This window comes from Lentibacillus juripiscarius (assembly GCF_042685205.1).
GTDB classification, from domain to species: domain Bacteria; phylum Bacillota; class Bacilli; order Bacillales; family Amphibacillaceae; genus Lentibacillus; species Lentibacillus juripiscarius.
Window position 1 is genome coordinate 120894 of record NZ_JBHUNA010000001.1, and the last position, 19080, is coordinate 139973.

Below are 19080 nucleotides of genomic sequence, written 5' to 3' on the forward strand. Positions count from 1 at the left end.
CTTTGCAAGCTATTTTAACATGTTTGCCAAATATATTATATGTTTTTCACTCAATTAAAAACAGATTGCCTAGTTTCCGGCCTTATTTTCAATATATTCCTTCGCAGCCTGGAGTGCATCGTTTATTTTGTCGGGGTTTTTACCGCCGGCCTGTGCCATATCCGGACGGCCCCCTCCACCACCGCCGCAGCGTTCAGCAGCCTGTTTTACCAAATGCCCTGCATGCAGGCCGCTTTCGGTCAAATCTGCCGTAATTCCGGCAGCAAGCTGAACTTTTTCATTCGCTTCCGCCGCCAATAAAATAACGCCTGAACCTAACTTTTGCTTCAATTCATCCACCATATTGCGAAGCTGGTTCATATCTTTCACATCGACCTTTTGGGCAAGCACAGTGACGTCATTTATCGTTTCTGCTTTTTCGGTTATGGACGATGCCTCCGCATTTGACAATTTTGCATTCAGTGATTCATTGGTTTTCTGCAGATCTTTTATCTCCTGGAACAAGCTTTCCACCCGCTCCGGAACTTTTGTATCATTTGTTTTTAATAGATGTGCAGCAGATTGAAGCACTTCCAGTTTTTCATTGACATACGTATACGCACGTTTGCTGGAAACGGCCTCAATCCTCCGGGAGCCAGCACCGATTCCAGATTCAGAAACGATTTTGAGCATGCCGATTTCGGCAGTATTCCCCACATGACAGCCACCACATAATTCAATACTGTAATCTCCAATTCCGACGACCCTGACAATGTCTCCATATTTTTCACCGAACAGTGCCATTGCTCCCATTTCTTTTGCCTCTTCCAATTTTTTATAGTCAACAGCAACAGGAATGGATGCCCAGATCTTTTCATTGACCAGCTGTTCAATCTGTTCCAGCTCATCCTCGTTAATCGAACTGAAATGGGTGAAATCGAAACGGAGCCGATCAGGTGTAACGAGGGATCCGGCCTGATTCACATGGTCCCCCAGTACATCTTTCAATGCCTGGTGTAAAAGGTGCGTGGCTGTATGATTTTTAACAATGGCTGTGCGGAAGGCCCGTTCAACTGTTGATTTCACAGTATCGCCTGTCCGGATTTCTCCTTCCTTGATGCGTACTTTGTGCACATGCTGACCGTGCGGAGCCTTCTGCACATCTTCCACATAAGCGGATGCATTGTCTGTGTACAGCCAGCCTGTATCAGCGATTTGTCCCCCGCTTTCTGCATAAAACGGCGTCTCTTGTAAAAATACAAGTACTTCATCACCTTCAGCAGCTGTTTCAGTAAAATCATTTCCGTTAATAATGACTTGAACAGTTGTGTCCGTCTCCAGCCTATCATAACCGACAAACGTGCTTTCCACCTCTACATCACGCAGCACGCCATCCTGTACCTGCATGGAATCGACTTGCTGCCGTGCGTTCCTGGCCCGTTCACGCTGTTTTTCCATTTCTTCTTCAAAACCTTGCTCATCAATGGTGAAACCGTGCTCTTTGACGTATTCTTCTGTAAGTTCTTTCGGAAAACCATACGTATCATACAGTCGGAACACTTCAGCACCCGGAAAAACATCACGGCCTGACTGCTGTTCCTTTTTAATAACTTTACCAAGAATTTCCAATCCGTCATTCAGTGTTTCGTGGAATCGCTCTTCTTCTGCCTTCACGACATTACCGATGTTATCGTGGCGTTTCTTAACCTCTGGGTAAAAGTCTTCCATGATGTCACCAACTACCGGTACAAGCCTGTACATGAACGGTTCATCAATTCCGAGCTGTTTTGCAAAACGGACAGCCCGGCGCAGCAGCCTGCGCAAGACATATCCTCTGCCCTCATTAGACGGCAAAGCCTTGTCACTGACAGCAAAGGTTACGGTGCGGATATGATCGGCAATCACTTTAAATGCTGTGTCGTCTTCGATCGATTCGCCATATTTTTTTCCCGAAATAGCTTCGGTTTCCCGGATAAGGGGCATAAATAAATCCGTTTCGAAATTGGTCTGCACATCCTGGATAACAGAAACCATTCGTTCCAGTCCCATTCCGGTATCTATATTTTTCTTTGGAAGTGGTGTATATGTGTCATCCGGATTGTGGTTAAATTGAGAAAACACCAGATTCCAGATTTCCAAATACCGTTCATTTTCTCCGCCAGGATATAGTTCAGGATCAGTTGGATCATTGCCATAGTCCTCACCGCGGTCATAAAAAATTTCCGTATTCGGTCCACTGGGTCCCTCACCGATATCCCAGAAATTTTCCTCCAGGCGGATAATCCTTTCTTTCGGAATCTGAATGTCATGAAGCCATATATCGTAGGCTTCATCATCTTCCGGGTGAACGGTCACAGACAACCGTTCCGGATCAAACCCGATCCAGTCAGCGCTTGTCAAAAACTCCCACGCCCATTCAATGGCCTCCTTTTTGAAATAATCCCCAATGGAGAAATTCCCTAGCATCTCAAAGAACGTATGATGCCTTGCGGTGAATCCGACATTTTCAATATCGTTTGTCCGGATTGATTTTTGAGCATTGACAAGGCGAGGGTTGTCAGGAATCACCCGGCCATCAAAGTATTTTTTTAACGTGGCTACACCACTGTTAATCCAGAGCAATGTCGGATCTTCGCGTGGTACGAGGGATGCACTGGGCTCCACCCGATGGCCTTTTTCCTTGAAAAAATCGAGAAACATTTGCCGTACTTGTGCTGATGTGAGCTGTTCCATTTTCTGACCTCCAAGCCTATTTTATCCAATTTTATAGTTATCTTACAGTACGTGTTCAAAAAGGAGGATAAAAAGGACCGAGAATTTCAAGGCGGCGAAGCTTTGAGTAGCGGAATGTATGCAATTTAATACATGAGCAACGGAAAAGCAAGCCAACGAAGAAATTCGATGCGTCATTTTTACCGGACTTTTTGAACAACCTCTTACACCATTAAAAAAATCCCCTCTCCAAATTTAATGTTAGAGACGAGATTTTTCCGCGGTACCACCCTAATTATGAATGGATTCCCATTCATCACTTCACATGCTAACGGTGTGAAACCGACGGGTATTAGCCGTACTCCAGTTTAGCTTCCATGACTCAACATCCGGGATTTCTCGCAGCCTATGGAAACCCCTCTCTGCGGGATGGAGGCACATGTACTCAGAACCTTCATCCATTTTAACCTATGAACGTTTTAAAAGTTTTTAATTTACACTTGTCGATATTATAGATAACCATGCAATAATTGTCAATTATACTGTCTGAACGACAGAATATGTGGAATAGCCATGTTTAGAACGGCTAGAACCGGGACAGCCAGAATCATCCCGGCCACCCCGCTTAATTGCCCACCCAGCAGCAATGCAAAAATAATGGCGATTGGGTGGATATTAATACTTTTTCCAACAATATACGGTGACAATAAGTTGCCATCGATAACCTGGATGACGAATATGCTAATGGCAACAACAATTGCCAACTTGCCGGATGTGGCTGCGGTAATCGCTATAGCCGGAATTGCACCAAGAATCGGGCCAAAATACGGGATAATATTGGTCAGCCCCATGATGATTGCCAGCAATAGGCCATACGGGATATCCAGTATACGGAAAACAGCAAAGGCCGCCAGACTGACAAACAGACAAACAACCAACTGTCCCCTGATATAATTGCCAAGCCCTTCATCAATCGCGTGACATAGGGCACTTGAGCGCTCATGGTATTTTGCCGGAATCCATTTCTTGACATAGTTTTTAATCGTATCAAAGTCCTTTAAGAAATAGAAAACAAGTACAGGGATAACGGTAATAATGACAATCATATCAACAATCTTCGTAAATCCCCTGACCATGCCGGCAATAAAATCCTCCAAATAGGCCTCGAATTCGGAGATAAGCTCATCCATATTGTCGTGGATATTCTCCGGCAAAAATGACGTGTATTCATAAAGACTGTAAACAAGATTACGGTACATTTCAATTAATTGCGGCAGTTGTTCCCGCAGATCACTTAACTGGTGGATGACAGCCGGGTAGACACGATAGATGAGATAAGCGCCTCCGCCAAAGAAAAGAAGGTAAATCATAAGGATAGCCAAGCTTTTCGGGATATTCCACTGATGCATCTTTTCCACTACAGGATACAAAAGATAGGCAATGAAAGCAGCAATCACAAAAGGGAGCAGCAAATGCCAAAGAAACGAGACAACGGCATCATACACAGGAAACAGCTTTACCAACAGGTAGAAAAACAAAAAGACAAGAATTCCTGCTGCCATCCAAAAAAGAAAATTCAATGGTCTGCTGTCTTTGAACATGTCCTGCACCCCCTCGTACAAGGTAAGGCCAAATGTATAAGAAGCATTACCATTAAATGGTTCGCTCGTCTTCCGTGAACAAGTCATCCAGTGAACTCAATGAACCATCCGCTTCAACCTCATGAATTGCCAATCTGTCATTAAACACGGACAACTCGATAAAACAGTTCCAGCAATAGAATTGCTGTGTGCCAATTTTTCCTATATCCTTTTCATTGCAATTCGGACATACCAGCATAGCAACATACTCCTTTTTATTGCATGTTCAAAAAGGAGGATAAAAAGGACCGAGAATTTCGAGGCGACGTAGTTTCGAGCATAAGGAAAGCTACCCAGAATCCGCATCGCACGCAGGAAAAGCGGTTTTCTTTTCCAAGGAACGGAGTGTATGTATTTAGATACATGAGTAGCAGAGAAACAAGTCAACGAAGAAATTCGATGTGTCATTTTTACCGGACTTTTTGAACCACTTTTTATTTTTCTATGATTGCCCGAATGCATAAAAATATACTAACTGGTTACATAAAATCATAAGGCGTTATCTCTTTTTCTGCTGTATCAGCTTTATCCTTGTGATCCGTATGGTGCAGCTGATCCAAAAGGCGCTCTTTCAATGTTGTATAGCGCTGATTCGAGTCAAGTGTCCGGATTCCGCGCAAAAAAGCTTCCTGATCTCCGCAAATGATCAGTGATTTTTTGCTGCGTGTGATGGCAGTGTACAACAGATTCTTCTTGAGCATCCGCCGATATGCCGGGATGACTGGCATGATAACTATAGGGAATTCGCTTCCTTGAGATTTATGAATGGAAATGCAATAGGCATGCATGATGTTAATGTAGTCTTTCCGTTCATAAACCACTTCTTTTCCCTCAAAGGAAACGACAAGCTGTTCTGTTTTATCAGCATTTTCATTTGCTTTAAAAATGGCGGCAACTTCACCGATGTCCCCATTGTAAATGCTGTCCTCGGGCTGATTAACAAGCTGCAGGACTTTATCCCCCACCCGGAAAACGGCGTCATTTGCTGTCACTTCCCGTTTTGACGGGGATTCCGGGTTTACAAGGTTCTGGAGGTGCTTATTGATGGTATTGATTCCCGCCTGTGATCGGTACATTGGTGCTAGCACCTGCATATCTTTCATATCGATGCCTTTTGATTCGGCCTTATGAAACACTTTAATAATAGCATCCAGCAGCTGTGATTCCCTGCAAGGAATAAAACTGAAGTCCTGATCATTCTGTAAATCTCCTGGCTCACATGCATCCTGTTTGATCAGGTGAGCTAATTCGATTATTTTAGAGCCTTCTTTTTGGCGATATACATCACTAAGGCTGACATAAGGTATCCGGCCGCTTTCAAGCAGATCTGCCAGAACCTGACCCGGACCCACAGATGGCAATTGGTCCTCATCACCGACTAAAAGCACCTGCATATCATCCGGAATTGCTTTGAACAGGCTGTTCGCAAGCCAAATATCCACCATGGAAAACTCATCAACAATCAGATATTTACCAGATAACGGTTCATGTTCATTTTTATCAAAGCCATTCCGTCCATCCCATCCCAAAAGCCGGTGAATGGTGACGGCGGGCAGCCCAGTTGATTCTGTCAGCCTTTTCGCTGCTCGTCCCGTGGGTGCTGCCAGTATAAATGGATAGTCTGCTTCTGAGTCATAGGCGTCGGGATCTGCCTCTATGTTATTGACGGCCGCATACGCGTTGAGAATTCCTTTAATAACGGTTGTTTTTCCGGTTCCAGGCCCCCCTGTTACAACCATTAGCCTTGCACTCAGTGCCTGTTTGATGGATTCAAACTGCTCCTTACCGTAACTGAGGGCTTCCTGTTCTTCAATATCACCAATAACTTTCATAAGCTCTGCAAGTGGAATATCATAGTCCACAAGTTGCGTCATCAGTCGGCTGACATGTGAAGCAAAACCATCCTCTGCATAATACAGCGATGGCAAATAGACATTGCCATCCTTCATGATCAGCTTTTTTTCCTGGTTTAGTCCTTCCAGCCGTTCAGCAACAACTTCTTTTGTCAGGGTTTCCGGTGTTTCATCCGAAACTGACAAAATTTCCATTGCCTGGGTTGTGCATGTCTGAATCGGCAAGTAGACATGACCACTCTGTATGTTCATTTGCAGCACATAGATACAGCCGGCGCCAATCCGGTTCGGATGTGTAAACGAAAGCCCGTTTTGCCGGGCGATTTGATCAGCTGTCTGAAAACCGAAACCATCAATATCATAGACCAGCTGGTACGGGTCATCCTGCAGCACCTCCATTGCTTCCTCTTTATACTGCCGATAGATTTTTTGTGCCAGCTTCAGCCCGATTCCGTATTTAGACAAGTAGACAGCAATATGCTCAAACCCCTGATTTTCCACGACAGTTCTGGACACAAGCTCTGCTTTATCTTTTTTCAGTCCCGGTACTTCTTTCAGTGAATCCGGGTTGTTTAATATCTTTGCGATTGCATTCGTGCCAAGATGGCTGACGATTTTTTCAGCGGTTTTTTTGCCGATTCCATGAAACAGGTCACTGGACAGATAGCTGATAAGCCCGTCTTTGGTATCCGGTATAAATGTTTGATAGGAGTTCACCTTATACTGCAGTCCGAATTTTGCATGCCGCTCAAACGTTCCATAAAATGAATAAACAGCGGATTCCTGCAGTTCCGAAAAGTAGCCTTTGATCACGATTTCTTTCTCCTGATAGTCTTCATTCGTTTCGTGTATCGTGATTTTGGCGATCGTGAAATCCTCCTGCTCATTCCGGAAAATCGTATACAGGAGCTCTCCCTTAATATACCCTTGACCACTATGGGATGGTTTGTCTGTTGTCATTGCAAACAACCTCGCTATCTCACTCACATATCGTCAGCGTTTATGGCATCTGTAATCTGTTTCTTGGCATTAGCTGCCAGAACGTGTTCCGGCTGTATCTCCAGTGCCTTTTCAAAATGGTCCAGCGCACCGGAAAGATCTTCCTCATATAGCGCAATAACCCCAAGATTATAGTAGGCATCACTATGCTTATCATTCATCTCCAACACTTTCTGAAAAACAGGCTTTGCATCTTCTATATGTTCACTTTGGGCAAGCGTCAGCCCGTACTGGAACAGATACTCCAGGTCATCCGGGTGCAATTCAGACGCCCGCATCAGATAAGGCAATGCCAGCTTAAACTGTTCCTGATGGACAAATGTCATCCCAAGCAGAAAATAGGCATCCGCCTCGTCTAGCCCAATGTCAACCGCCTGCCGGAAGTGCTTCTGTGCTTTTTGGTAATCCGATTTTTCATAATACAGGTTCCCCAGTCCGTAATGGGCAGTTGCCGCCTCTTCATCGAGTTCTAGTGCACGTTCATAAAAGCGCGCTGCCCGTTCCGTATCATTCATGTGCATGAGCAGATTGCCGAAATTAATATAACCAACCGGATCGTCCGGGTTTTCCTCTATAATCGAATGAAACAGTTCTGCAGCTTCCTCATACTTCTGTTCTTTCATCCGCTCAATCGCCTGCTGATTTTTATCCATCATTTCATTCCTTTCCATCCGTACATCATCCAACATAGGCCAGCTGCTGGCCATCTTTCAGCACTGTATCAATCGTTCCTCCGCCAAGGCAGACATCTCCGTCATAAAACACAACCGCTTGTCCGGGGGTAATGGCCCGCTGTGCTTCATGAAAGGTAACATGCACGTTCCCATCGTCCATCTGTGTGACAGTGACTGCACTGTCCTTCTGACGGTAACGGAATTTGGCCGTGCAGGTGATAGTCTCTTCCTTTCTATTGATCCAGTTAACATCAGATGCGATTAAACTGTCTGAGTACAGCTTTTCATTGTCAAATCCCTGACCGACATATAATACATTATCTTTCAGATTCTTGCCGACAACGAACCACGGGGCACCTGATCCGCCGATCCCAAGTCCCTGGCGCTGGCCGATGGTATAATACATCAAACCGTCATGTCGGCCTTTTTCAACCCCGTCCAAGGTTCTCATCGTACCGGGTTGTGCAGGTAGATATTCGCTCAGAAATTCCTTAAAATTCCTTTCTCCAATAAAACAGATACCTGTACTGTCTTTTTTAGCAGCAGTAACAAGGCCATGCTCCTCAGCAATGGCACGTACTTCCTTTTTCGTCATATGCCCGAGGGGGAACATGACTTTCTCCAGCACATCCTCTGTCAGCTGGTTCAGGAAATAAGTCTGATCCTTATTGTCATCCACACCGCGAAGCATTTCAACTGTTCCATTATTGTTCCGAACCTGTGCATAATGCCCTGTTGCTAAATAATCCGCTCCAAGTGACATCGCATGTTCCAGAAATGCTTTGAACTTAATTTCCTTGTTACACATGACATCCGGATTTGGCGTCCTTCCCGCTTTATATTCATCAAGGAAATACGTGAACACTTTATCCCAATATTGCTTTTCAAAATTTACGGCGAAATACGGAATGTCCAGCTGGTTACATACACGGACAACATCATCGTAATCCTCTGTTGCTGTACAGACGCCATTCTCATCTGTATCATCCCAGTTTTTCATGAAAATGCCCACAACATCGTACCCCTGTTCTTTTAAAAGTAATGCGGCTACCGATGAATCAACACCACCGCTCATACCGACAACGACACGTGTATCCTGATTGTTTTTCATGTGTTCTGCCTCCTTCCGTTTGCCAGCCGCTTAATGATTTTTGCCACTCTGTCCGCTGCTTCAGATATATTTTCATCTGTATTGAATGAACCGAAACTGAACCGGATGGAGTTGGTTGTCCGTTCATCGCCTTCTCCAAACATCGCAGCCAGGACATGGGATGGCTCAACCGACCCTGCCGTACATGCACTGCCGCTGGAGGCTGCTACACCGTCCAGGTCGAAGTTTGTCAGCAGCGATTCGACATTGGTTCCTGGAAAACTGATGTTGACGATGGAAGCTGCGGACTTTTCCAAGTCACCATTCACAGTGAATTCCACATTATTTCTCGCAAGTTTTTCGATAAATTGTTCTTTGTAACGCGAGTATTCCTGATTTCTTTCCGCTTTATTTTCCATAGCCAGTTCCACAGCCTTTTGAAATCCGACAGCTGCCGGAACATTCTCTGTTCCCGGCCGGCGTTTCCGTTCCTGTTCACCACCAAATTGCATGGCTTCTATAGATACACCATCAGCCACATACAAAAAACCAATCCCTTTTGGCCCATTTATCTTATGAGATGAAACCGTCAGCAAATCAATTCCGGCCTTTTTCACATCGATGTCCAAGAGACTAAATGCTTGTACAGCATCCGTATGAAAACACGCCTGATGATCTTTCAAAAGCTCACCCATTGCTTCAATCGGCTGTATCATGCCTGTTTCGTTATTGACAAACATGACAGATACGACAATGGTTTCATCCGTTAGCGCATCCTTCAATGTATCCAAGGAAACTATTCCATTTTCATCAACAGGCAAATACGTCACATCAAACCCTTGCTCTTCCAAATACTGTGACGCATGCAGACTTGCATGGTGCTCCTGGACAGTTGTTATAACATGATTTCCTTTATGCCTGTTCGCCATGGCTGTCCCGATAATAGCGAGATTGTCGGCTTCTGTTCCGCCGCTCGTAAAAATAATTTCTTTTTCATCAGCATGAATGCTCCGAGCCATCGTCCGTCTGGCCTCATCAAGATACCGACGAGCCGCCCTCCCGTATGCATGGACACTGGATGGGTTGCCAAAGACTTCAGCAAATATGGGAGTCATCGCTTCGGCAACACGTATATCCATTGGGGTTGTTGCTGCATGGTCCATATAAATGCGTTCCATTTTTACAATCCTTTCTAAACTTCCTTTGTAGTGCGTGTTCAAACGAAAAAATTCAATGTGTCGTGTTCACCGGACTTTTTGACAACTTCTTGTATTAAATATAAAACATATAGGCATCCTGATACACATCATTTTCATGCCGGCGCAAATCTTCCAGTGTTGTCGTATCCAACACATCCTTGACAGCGTCTCTGATACGGATCCACAATGCTTGTTTCGCCGGTTCCTCATCTTCCATTCCTTCTACGGGAGAAATCGGGCCTTCAAGGACACGAATAATATCGCCGGCCTTTATGTCACGGGGATCTTTCGCGAGCACATAGCCACCATAGGCTCCCCTAATACTTTTAATCAAGCCGGCATTGCGCAGTGGTGATGCCAGCTGCTCCAAGTAGTGCTCGGATAATTCCTTTTCACGGGCTATTGCCTTCAGTGACAGCGGGCCATCACCATATTTCCTGGCAAGCTCAAGCATGATGGTCAGCCCATATCGTCCTTTTGTTGATATTTTCATTCCTAACACCTCTATCAGACTTAACATAGTCGGTCAGTTGTTCAATACAGCATATTATAGCATGAATCGCCTGTTTCTTGCATTTTATCACAATCAGAATTACGCTTTTACATAGAAACAACCACTATAAGCAAAGGACGATAAAAAATGGAACATAAACCACTCGCATTTCGCATGCGGCCAGAACACATAGACGATATCATCGGCCAGAAGCACCTGGTCAGCGAAGGAAAAATATTGAACCGAATGATCCAGGCTGAACGGCTGGCATCCATGATTTTATACGGGCCACCCGGAACTGGCAAAACCTCCATGGCATATGCTCTGGCAAAAAGTCTGGAAATGCCAGTAAAAATGCTTAATGCTGTCGTTGATAAGAAAAAAGATATGGAAATTGTCGTGGAAGAAGCAAAAATGAGCGGACAAGTAGTGCTGGTACTGGATGAAGTACACAGGCTTGACAAGGCGAAACAGGATTTTCTGCTGCCGCACATCGAGAGCAATCGTGTCACGCTCATCGGCTGTACAACAAGCAACCCTTATCATTCTATTAATCCAGCGATAAGGAGCAGATGCCATTTATTTGAACTTCATCCCCTAACAGAAGAGGATATCAAAACGGCGGTGATCCGAGCCTCTGAAGATGAGCGAAACGGGCTTGGCAGCCGGAAAATTGAATGGACGGACGATGCCTTGGACCACTTTGCGTTTGCGGCCAATGGTGACATGCGTTCGGCATTGAACGGACTGGAACTTGCCGTTTCATCCACACCACCCGACTCAAAAGGCGAAACAGTTATAACGCTGGCAATTGCGGAAGAATGCATGCAGAAAAAAAGCTTCACGCACGATAAAGATGGAGACGCACACTATGATGTACTTTCCGCTTTCCAAAAATCCATCAGAGGAAGTGACGTTGATGCCGCACTTCACTACCTGGGAAGACTGATTGAAGCCGGAGACCTTGACAGCATTGAACGGCGTATGATTGTCTGTGCATATGAAGATATCGGCCTTGCCAATCCGCAAGCAGGCCCCCGTGCCGTGGCTGCCGCTGATGCTGCCCATCGCCTTGGTTTCCCGGAAGCCCGTATTCCACTGGCTGCAACAATCGTGGAACTCTGCCTTTCCCCAAAATCAAATTCGGCGTATAAGGCGCTTGATGGTGCACTGGCAGATATCCGCAGCGGCAAAATCGGTGAAATACCGGCACATTTAAAAGATGCGCACTACCAGGGAGCAAAGGACTTGGGCCGGGGCCTCGATTATAGATACCCGCATAACTATCAAGAAGGATGGGTAAGCCAACAGTATTTGCCAGATACGCTGAAACACAAACAATACTATAAACCAAAAAGTACCGGCAAATTTGAACAGGCTCTGAAGCAGGTACATGACAAGATTCAGGCTGATAAAAATAATAATAGATTATAGAGGTATAAATCCTTTTTCAAACGGTCAGACTAATCAATAACAACGTTAAAATCTATGAATACATGCGCGACCAGAAGAAAAACGTGCAGCTATTCTAAACTATTTGAATAACCTCTTTTAATTGTTACAACAAATCGCAGTCACCGTTATGGAAAAAGGAGTTGAACCAAATTGGCTAAAGTGAGACAAGATGCTTGGTCACATGAGGATGATTTATTACTAGCAGAAACAGTTCTGCGTCACATCAGGGAAGGAAGCACCCAATTAAACGCTTTTGAAGAAGTCGGCGACAAACTGAACCGGACTTCTGCCGCTTGCGGATTTCGCTGGAATGCGGAAGTGAGGAACAAATATACTGATGCAATCGAACTTGCCAAACGTCAGCGGAAAGAAAAAAAGCGTGCGAATGCAACAAAGGCGAAAGAGCCTATTATGCATGTATCACAAACAAATGAACAGTCCAGCGAAGAACTGCTAGGACTTGACGAAACAATCCCGGTCTCTGGCGGAGTAGTACCAGCCTCCAGGGAAACAATGCCTGTCTCTGGCGAAGCAGTACCAGCCTCTGGAGAAACAATGCCTGTCTCCGGCGAAGCAGTACCGGCAGAAAACACCGAAGCTGGGCAAACGATGACAATGGATACAGTCATTCAATTTTTAAAGCAAGTAAAAAAAGACTATCATGCTTCCAATCAATCAAAAGAATCTGCTAAAAAATTGGAAGAAGAAAATAAAATGCTTAGAGAAGAGGTAAGCGGACTGAAAGAACAGCTGTCAGAGTCAAAAAAACAGCTTGAGTCGCTGAAGGAAGACTATCAAGTCTTTATGCAGATCATGGATAGAGCTCGTAAAATGACCGTTTTGGATGATCAGGGTTCGTTTCAGGCTCCATCGTTCCGTATGGATAAAAACGGAAACCTCCAGCAGGTTGCAGATGGATCTGGCAATCAATAGGTGATACTTAACTGGACTTTACCATAAAAAGGAATCGGCACATCGCCGATTCCTTTTTATTTAGATATGTCATTATGTAACCAATCCCAATTGTGCCGTCTGCTCTTGGTTTTGATCCCGCTCGCGGCAGGTGGGTGCCCTGTTCCATGTGTGTTGTACTTCCTATAAAATAGGCTTGCACGCAACACGAAAACCTATGCGGGCTCCCTTTTATAAAAGTGTTCGGTCAAAACGAATGCTTCAGACGAACACATCAGGATTGAAGTGGTTCATGAACCTTTAGTGTATTTATAATTTAACATACACCGTAAGATTTATCAATATCCTCTTTCATGAAATATACATGACAGATGTTACAATCAACTAACATTTCGTCAACCGGCTCATTTTTCTTTCTGGACCTGAATAGACAGCTCATCCAACTGTTCGTTGCTGACGTCGCTGGGTGCGTCGGTCAGCAGATCGGAAGCGGAAGCGGTCTTCGGAAATAGGATTGTATCCCTGAGATTTGTTCTTCCGGCCAACAGCATGACAATACGATCCAGTCCCAATGCAATCCCGCCATGTGGTGGCGCGCCGTATTCCAGTGCCTCAAGCAGGAACCCGAACTGCTCCTCCGCTGCTTCTTGTGAAAAACCGAGCACTTCAAACATTTTATCCTGCTGTTCTTTCTTATAATTACGCAGAGATCCTCCACCAAGTTCATATCCATTCAAAACGAGGTCGTAAGCGTTGGCACGGACATCAGCGGGGTTCGTATCCAGTTTGTCCAAATCTTCCTCTACCGGTTTGGTGAATGGGTGGTGTGCTGCAAAATAACGTTCAAGCTCCTCATCATACTCTAAGAGCGGCCAATCAGTCACCCATAGAAAATGGAACTTGTTCTCATCAATCAGATCAAGCTCTTTCCCAAGCTTCAGCCGCAATGCCCCCAGGCTGTCATATACAACGGATGATTTATCTGCACCGAACAGGAGCAGATCACCGTCTTCAACGTCGGCACGCTGAATGAGACCTTTTTTCTCTTCGTCTGTTAAAAATTTGGCAATCGGTCCGGTTAAATCACCACTATCAGCCTTAAGCCATGCCAGTCCTTTGGCACCATAAATTTTCACAAACTCTGTGAGCTTATCAATAGCTTTGCGCGAGTAGTTTGCTGCCTGCCCTTTCACGTTTAAAAGGGACACTTTTCCACCGGCCTCAAGCGCATCTTTAAATACCTTAAACGAGGAATCTGCCAGGACATCAGACACTTGGATCAATTCCAGCCCAAATCGTGTATCTGGCTTATCAGAACCAAAACGTTCCATCGCCTCGTCATAAGACATTTTCGGGAATGGCTGCGGAATAGTTTCTCCTTTTACCTTTTCCATGACCTGATTCATCATTTTTTCTGTCATATACATTATTTCGTCACCGGACATAAATGACGTTTCAATGTCAATTTGAGTAAATTCCGGCTGTCGGTCAGCCCTTAAATCTTCATCCCGGAAACAGCGTGCAATCTGATAATACTTCTCAAAACCGCTCATCATGATAAGCTGCTTAAACAGTTGCGGCGACTGTGGCAAAGCATAGAATTCCCCATGATGCACACGGCTTGGAACAAGATAGTCTCTTGCCCCTTCTGGTGTACTCTTTGTCAGAATGGGTGTTTCCATTTCAATGAATCCATCATCATTAAGAAATTCTCTGACGGACTGCGTTATCTGATGACGCATTTTGAATGTTTCCTGCAGGCTTTGCCGCCGCAGGTCAATATATCGGTACTTCAGACGCAAATCCTCCGCTACATCTGTTTCTTCCTGAATTAGAAATGGTGGTGTTTTTGCTTTATTCAAAAGAACAGCCTCGGATGCGAGCACTTCAATTTCCCCTGTTTCCATGGCCGGGTTAACCGTGTCCGGATCACGTTCAACCACTCGCCCCCGAACTTCGATGACATACTCACTCCGTACGGTTTCGGCTACCTTCAGTGCTTCCGTCGAATGATCCGGGTTAAATACGATTTGCACCAGACCTGACTTGTCACGCAAATCAATAAAAATCAAACCACCCAGATCCCGGCGCCGCTGCACCCAGCCCTTCAGCATTACTTCCTGCTCCATATTCTTTTCACCGAGTGTACCAGCCAATATTCGTTCACGCATTGCTATTTCCTCCTGACAGCTTATCCTGTAAATAAGCCACTGCTTGTTCCAATGGCACTTCTTCCTGATTGCCTGTTTCCATTTCCTTTACATTGACCAATTGCTTGTCCATTTCATTTTCTCCCAGAATCAGCACGTATTTTGCACGATAGCGATCAGCTGCCTTAAACTGCGCTTTCATCTTCCGCTCCTGGTAATCCCTGTCAATTTGGATACCATTTCTGCGTAAATCATGAATGAGCTTGACAGATGCTTTGTCAGCTTCATCCCCAACCGCGATAAGAAAACAGTCCAAATCATTATCCGCGGGAATGTCGATGTTTTCGGCCTCCAGTGCCATCAGTAGCCGTTCAATTCCCATTCCGAAGCCAATCCCCGGTGTAGCTGGTCCACCTAATTCTTCCGTCAGGCCATTGTACCTTCCACCACCAGCAAGTGTTGTAATAGCACCAAAGCCGTCCGCTTCACTCATAATTTCAAAGGCCGTATGATTGTAATAATCAAGCCCCCGCACCAGATTCGCATCCACTTCAAAATCAATGCCCATTAGTGTCAGATAGCTTTTCACTTTCTCAAAATAACCTTCAGAATATGCATTCAAATGATCAAGAATGGATGGAGCGTTCTCCATTGCCGGATGATCCTTGTCCGTCTTGCAATCCAGAACGCGCAGTGGATTTTGTTCCAGCCGCGTCTGGCAGTCACCGCATAATTCATCCTTGTATGGTGTGAAATGGTCAACCAGGGCCTGCCGGTGACTTTCACGGCTTTCACTGTCACCGAGTGAGTTGATAACAAGTTTCAATGATTTAAGGCCGAGTTCCTTATAACAGGACATGGCCAGATCGATCACTTCCGCGTCTGCTGCCGGGTCTGAGCTTCCCAGCACTTCAACACCAAATTGATTGAGCTGGCGCATTCTTCCCTTTTGTGGCCGTTCATACCGGAACATAGGTGCAAAATAATACAGTTTTACCGGCTGACTAGCGTTGCCATGCATTTTATGTTGTACAAACGAGCGAACGACAGAGGCAGTTCCTTCCGGGCGCAGTGTCAGACTTCTACCCCCACGGTCTTCAAATGTGTACATTTCTTTCTGGACGATATCAGTGGAATCGCCAACTCCCCGCTGGAATACTTCTGTATGTTCAAATAAAGGTGTCCGAATTTCATCGAAATGATATCTATTGCAAATATCTTTCATTTTCGTTTCAACATACTGCCATTTCACAGCTTCTTCCGGCAGTATATCCACCGTCCCTCTTGGTGCTTTCATACTACTCATCCTAAAATACCCCCTTTATCAATTTACCAAGCATATACAAAGGTTCTTTTCTTAAACTTTGTTGGATCTCCAGTGCAACTGATATAAACTGCGACACAGTAAAACTCTCATTAGTAAGGCTTTCTCCTGTTCTAATTACCATCAAGTGCTTAGAGTCGCTACGGCAATATACTCCGCTTTCCATGGGCACGGCCTCAGCCTCCTCGGAAGCAAATACCGCTTCCTCCGGGGTCTTCGGACTCGTGCTGTTCCCATAGGAGTCTGCGTATATTGCCTCCGCAGGCAGTGTATTTCTGTTTATTGACAGGGTGAGGCCCATGAAATCAGTGTTTAAAGGGTTTTCTCTATTAAGACAGAACACAACGTTAAGCTGCGGAAAAATGCGACACTCCAGCGGGAAAGGAACAGTCTGAAGACCCCACAGCGAACGAAAGTGAGCGAGGAGGCTGAAGCGTTCCCCGCGGAAAGGGAGTATTTTTCCGCAGCGACGTACTAGCACTTTGCCCCGATAGAATTGGAGGAAAGCATTCAAAAAGTTACGTCGCAGTTTATGGAAATTGTTCAGCAGTGTTACATTCTCTAAGATGATACAAAAAGCAACAGTCTTTTTAAAAACAACAGCCTACAGAAAAGACTCCCATCCCTAGTAAAAGGGACGGGAGCCTGCCCGCGTTGCCACCCTGGTTGATGTTTCAAAAACATCCGCTCTTCACAGTTAACGCCTGCAAAACGTCTATACCTACTACACCTGTCTTAGTTCGGTATAGAACCTAAGGAATGTCGTTCATCAGGGCATGATGCAAAAATGTTTTCAGCCTATGACATTTTCTCTCTTTCCATATGCGTTCTGATTACTTTTTCCCTCACTGGTTATCGTCATCTATTCATGGAATGATTCTTATGTTAATGTTTCCTGTTTCTGTTGTCAAGTGCGGTTTATTTTTTTCTTCAGCCGCTTCACTTCACCAAGCGTTATGCCAAGCTCTTCGGCAATTTCCATATGATGAAACTGGTCTTCCATCTCCATAAAACGATGAAAATCCGCACCATATATGTCTTTATTAACTGCGGCACTCCATTGTTTGTCCTGAACACGCATCCAATTCCTCCTTTACTGCTTCTAGCTTTGCCATGAAGGAATTGTTTTATGAATGGGCAGGATAAGCTATAACTGAGCACATTCACGGTCGACTTTTGTACCATACACCATTAAAATAGAAACAAAACAAATAACGGATCGGAGGAGATCTCCCTTGTACCATCAGAAAGCAGCAATCATCCTTCTCAGTTCATTATACTTCGCTTTCGCGTCTGCGGCACAAACAGGCGAAGCCATCATCAAGACAGACATTCTGAATGTGCGGTCAGGTCCAGGTCTTGATTTCGAACGGATTGGTAAAGTATATCGTGACGAGGCCCACCCGATTCTTGATGAGCAGGATGACTGGGTGAAAATAAAAACGCCTAATCAATCTGGCTGGATCGCCAATGAGTACATTGTGAAAACCCAGCGACGTGATGAAGAAAAAAAGGCAGCAACAGCACCTGAGCCCGGGGACAAAAACAAGCCGTTAGATGCGAATGCTCTGGATCAAAAAACAATTGTGCTGGATGCGGGACACGGCGGGAGAGACAGTGGTGCGATTGGTGCCAGGGGAACCAATGAAAAGACGTTTACGCGAAAGACCGTCCAGGAGTTGAAACAAACACTCACGTCCATGGGCGCAGAGGTCGTTTTGACAAGGGAGACCGACCGTTTTGTCTCGCTGGCAGCCAGGGCTTCTCTATCCAATCTCTCTCGGGCCGATGCTTTTGTGAGCATTCACTATAACAGTTTTCCACAAAAGCCAGGTGTGGCCGGTGTTGGAACATACTATCAAGACAATCATGATAAAGCGCTCGCCCTTTCTGTACAGAAAGGAATTACCCGCGCAACCGAAGCGAATGACCGCGGGATTAGTGAAGCGGACTATCAGGTGACCAGGCAAAGTGCCATTTCGGCCATCCTCGTTGAAGCAGGGTTTATTTCCAATGCTGAAAAAGAGCAGCTTATCCGGACAGACGCGTATCAAAAAAAGCTTGCCACCGGAATTGCAACTGGATTGAATGCGTACTTCATGAACCAATAACAAAACGGGAGACGCTTACGGCAGCGCTCCCGCTATCTGTCTTTGCTGTCGAGTATAATGGTTACAGGGCCAGCATTGGTCAGCTGCACATGCATCATTTCTCCAAATTCACCTGTTTCCACATTGATGCCCTGCTGCCTTACACGTTCATTGAAATAATCGTATAAGGCTTCAGCCTGTTCCGGTTTCGCCGCTTTTAAATAATTTGGCCTTCTTCCCTTTCTCGTATCAGCATAAAGAGTAAACTGGGAAATAGACAAGACTTGCCCGCCGACATCCTTTAATGAATCGTTCATTTTGCCATTATTATCCTCAAACACGCGCAAATGAATCAGTTTGTCGGCCAGATAGTCCGCATCCTCTTCCGTATCATCATGCGTGACCCCTAACAAGACCACCATGCCTTGTTCTATGGCACCGGTCTCCGTTCCATTCACGGTCACATTCGCATCCAGTGCACGCTGAATCACTGCTTTCATTTCTTCATTG

The 19080-nt window shown here is 45.2% G+C and carries 15 protein-coding genes, 1 other RNA gene and 1 other annotated feature; of the genes, 3 read left to right on the top strand and 13 right to left on the bottom strand.

Annotated features, from left to right (window positions below):
- Nucleotides 1-69 precede the first annotated feature (69 nt).
- The 8 genes from alaS to cymR form a co-directional block, all read right to left on the bottom strand.
- Nucleotides 70-2712: an alanine--tRNA ligase gene (alaS, locus tag ACFSUO_RS00710; RefSeq protein ID WP_382390049.1), complete on the bottom strand. Its 2643-nt coding sequence runs from the start codon at nt 2710-2712 to the stop codon at nt 70-72.
- A gap of 512 nt (nt 2713-3224) precedes the next feature.
- The gene (locus tag ACFSUO_RS00715) at nt 3225-4292 is read right to left on the bottom strand and encodes an AI-2E family transporter (RefSeq protein ID WP_382390051.1); all 1068 of its coding nucleotides are present in this window, start codon (nt 4290-4292) and stop codon (nt 3225-3227) included.
- 52 nt (nt 4293-4344) lie between these two features.
- Nucleotides 4345-4530: a hypothetical protein gene (locus ACFSUO_RS00720; RefSeq protein WP_382390053.1), complete on the bottom strand. Its 186-nt coding sequence runs from the start codon at nt 4528-4530 to the stop codon at nt 4345-4347.
- Between the two features lie 280 nt (nt 4531-4810).
- The gene (recD2, locus tag ACFSUO_RS00725; protein ID WP_382390055.1) at nt 4811-7144 is read right to left on the bottom strand and encodes an SF1B family DNA helicase RecD2; all 2334 of its coding nucleotides are present in this window, start codon (nt 7142-7144) and stop codon (nt 4811-4813) included.
- Nucleotides 7145-7167: 23 nt separating this feature from the next.
- On the bottom strand, nt 7168-7836 hold the full coding sequence (locus ACFSUO_RS00730) for a tetratricopeptide repeat protein (RefSeq protein WP_382390212.1): 669 nt from the start codon (nt 7834-7836) through the stop codon (nt 7168-7170).
- Between the two features lie 25 nt (nt 7837-7861).
- Nucleotides 7862-8968 carry a tRNA 2-thiouridine(34) synthase MnmA gene (gene mnmA / locus ACFSUO_RS00735; RefSeq protein ID WP_382390057.1) on the bottom strand — a complete coding sequence of 369 codons (1107 nt, stop codon included), beginning with the start codon at nt 8966-8968 and terminating at the stop codon, nt 7862-7864.
- Nucleotides 8965-10125 (bottom strand): cysteine desulfurase family protein, encoded by a 1161-nt coding sequence (locus ACFSUO_RS00740; RefSeq protein ID WP_382390059.1) that lies wholly within the window; start codon nt 10123-10125, stop codon nt 8965-8967. Before ACFSUO_RS00740 ends, mnmA begins: the two co-directional genes overlap by 4 nt.
- 94 nt (nt 10126-10219) lie before the next feature.
- Nucleotides 10220-10639: a cysteine metabolism transcriptional regulator CymR gene (cymR, locus tag ACFSUO_RS00745; RefSeq protein WP_382390061.1), complete on the bottom strand. Its 420-nt coding sequence runs from the start codon at nt 10637-10639 to the stop codon at nt 10220-10222.
- 147 nt (nt 10640-10786) lie between these two features.
- Between cymR and ACFSUO_RS00750 the strand changes: the two genes are divergently transcribed.
- Complete coding sequence (locus ACFSUO_RS00750; protein ID WP_382390063.1) at nt 10787-12073, top strand: replication-associated recombination protein A; 1287 nt, start codon at nt 10787-10789, stop codon at nt 12071-12073.
- A gap of 171 nt (nt 12074-12244) precedes the next feature.
- Entirely contained in the window at nt 12245-13027 is a 783-nt protein-coding gene (locus ACFSUO_RS00755; protein WP_382390065.1) for an RsfA family transcriptional regulator, read from the top strand.
- A 79-nt stretch (nt 13028-13106) separates the two neighbouring features.
- On the opposite strand, the gene ssrS is transcribed toward ACFSUO_RS00755, so the two are convergent.
- The 4 genes from ssrS to ACFSUO_RS00775 all read right to left on the bottom strand — a co-directional run bounded on the left by ssrS (nt 13107) and on the right by ACFSUO_RS00775 (nt 17561).
- A non-coding RNA gene (gene ssrS / locus ACFSUO_RS00760) (6S RNA) lies at nt 13107-13290 on the bottom strand.
- Between the two features lie 120 nt (nt 13291-13410).
- Nucleotides 13411-15177, bottom strand: a complete 1767-nt coding sequence (aspS, locus tag ACFSUO_RS00765) for an aspartate--tRNA ligase (protein WP_382390067.1) — start codon at nt 15175-15177, stop codon at nt 13411-13413.
- Nucleotides 15170-16453, bottom strand: a complete 1284-nt coding sequence (gene hisS, locus ACFSUO_RS00770) for a histidine--tRNA ligase (protein ID WP_382390214.1) — start codon at nt 16451-16453, stop codon at nt 15170-15172. The genes aspS and hisS overlap by 8 nt, the downstream gene beginning before the upstream one ends.
- Nucleotides 16454-17110: 657 nt before the next feature.
- Nucleotides 17111-17338: a binding site (T-box leader), on the bottom strand.
- Between the two features lie 49 nt (nt 17339-17387).
- A complete protein-coding gene (locus ACFSUO_RS00775; protein WP_382390069.1) occupies nt 17388-17561 on the bottom strand; it encodes a hypothetical protein in 174 nt (57 codons plus the stop codon).
- A 154-nt stretch (nt 17562-17715) separates the two neighbouring features.
- Here ACFSUO_RS00775 and ACFSUO_RS00780 point away from each other — a divergent pair, with 154 nt between their 5' ends.
- Complete coding sequence (locus ACFSUO_RS00780) at nt 17716-18591, top strand: N-acetylmuramoyl-L-alanine amidase (RefSeq protein WP_382390071.1); 876 nt, start codon at nt 17716-17718, stop codon at nt 18589-18591.
- A gap of 32 nt (nt 18592-18623) precedes the next feature.
- Here ACFSUO_RS00780 and dtd read toward each other — a convergent pair whose 3' ends face one another.
- On the bottom strand, nt 18624-19070 hold the full coding sequence (gene dtd, locus ACFSUO_RS00785; RefSeq protein WP_382390073.1) for a D-aminoacyl-tRNA deacylase: 447 nt from the start codon (nt 19068-19070) through the stop codon (nt 18624-18626).
- Nucleotides 19071-19080: the final 10 nt, after the last annotated feature.

Coding starts and splice junctions, on each gene's coding strand:
- alaS (WP_382390049.1), bottom strand. CDS start 2,712: ATGGAACAGCTCACATCAGCACAAGTACGGCAAATGTTTCTCGATTTT.
- ACFSUO_RS00715 (WP_382390051.1), bottom strand. CDS start 4,292: ATGTTCAAAGACAGCAGACCATTGAATTTTCTTTTTTGGATGGCAGCA.
- ACFSUO_RS00720 (WP_382390053.1), bottom strand. CDS start 4,530: ATGCTGGTATGTCCGAATTGCAATGAAAAGGATATAGGAAAAATTGGC.
- recD2 (WP_382390055.1), bottom strand. CDS start 7,144: ATGACAACAGACAAACCATCCCATAGTGGTCAAGGGTATATTAAGGGA.
- ACFSUO_RS00730 (WP_382390212.1), bottom strand. CDS start 7,836: ATGGATAAAAATCAGCAGGCGATTGAGCGGATGAAAGAACAGAAGTAT.
- mnmA (WP_382390057.1), bottom strand. CDS start 8,968: ATGAAAAACAATCAGGATACACGTGTCGTTGTCGGTATGAGCGGTGGT.
- ACFSUO_RS00740 (WP_382390059.1), bottom strand. CDS start 10,125: ATGGAACGCATTTATATGGACCATGCAGCAACAACCCCAATGGATATA.
- cymR (WP_382390061.1), bottom strand. CDS start 10,639: ATGAAAATATCAACAAAAGGACGATATGGGCTGACCATCATGCTTGAG.
- ACFSUO_RS00750 (WP_382390063.1), top strand. CDS start 10,787: ATGGAACATAAACCACTCGCATTTCGCATGCGGCCAGAACACATAGAC.
- aspS (WP_382390067.1), bottom strand. CDS start 15,177: ATGCGTGAACGAATATTGGCTGGTACACTCGGTGAAAAGAATATGGAG.
- hisS (WP_382390214.1), bottom strand. CDS start 16,453: ATGAAAGCACCAAGAGGGACGGTGGATATACTGCCGGAAGAAGCTGTG.
- ACFSUO_RS00775 (WP_382390069.1), bottom strand. CDS start 17,561: ATGCGTGTTCAGGACAAACAATGGAGTGCCGCAGTTAATAAAGACATA.
- dtd (WP_382390073.1), bottom strand. CDS start 19,070: ATGAAAGCAGTGATTCAGCGTGCACTGGATGCGAATGTGACCGTGAAT.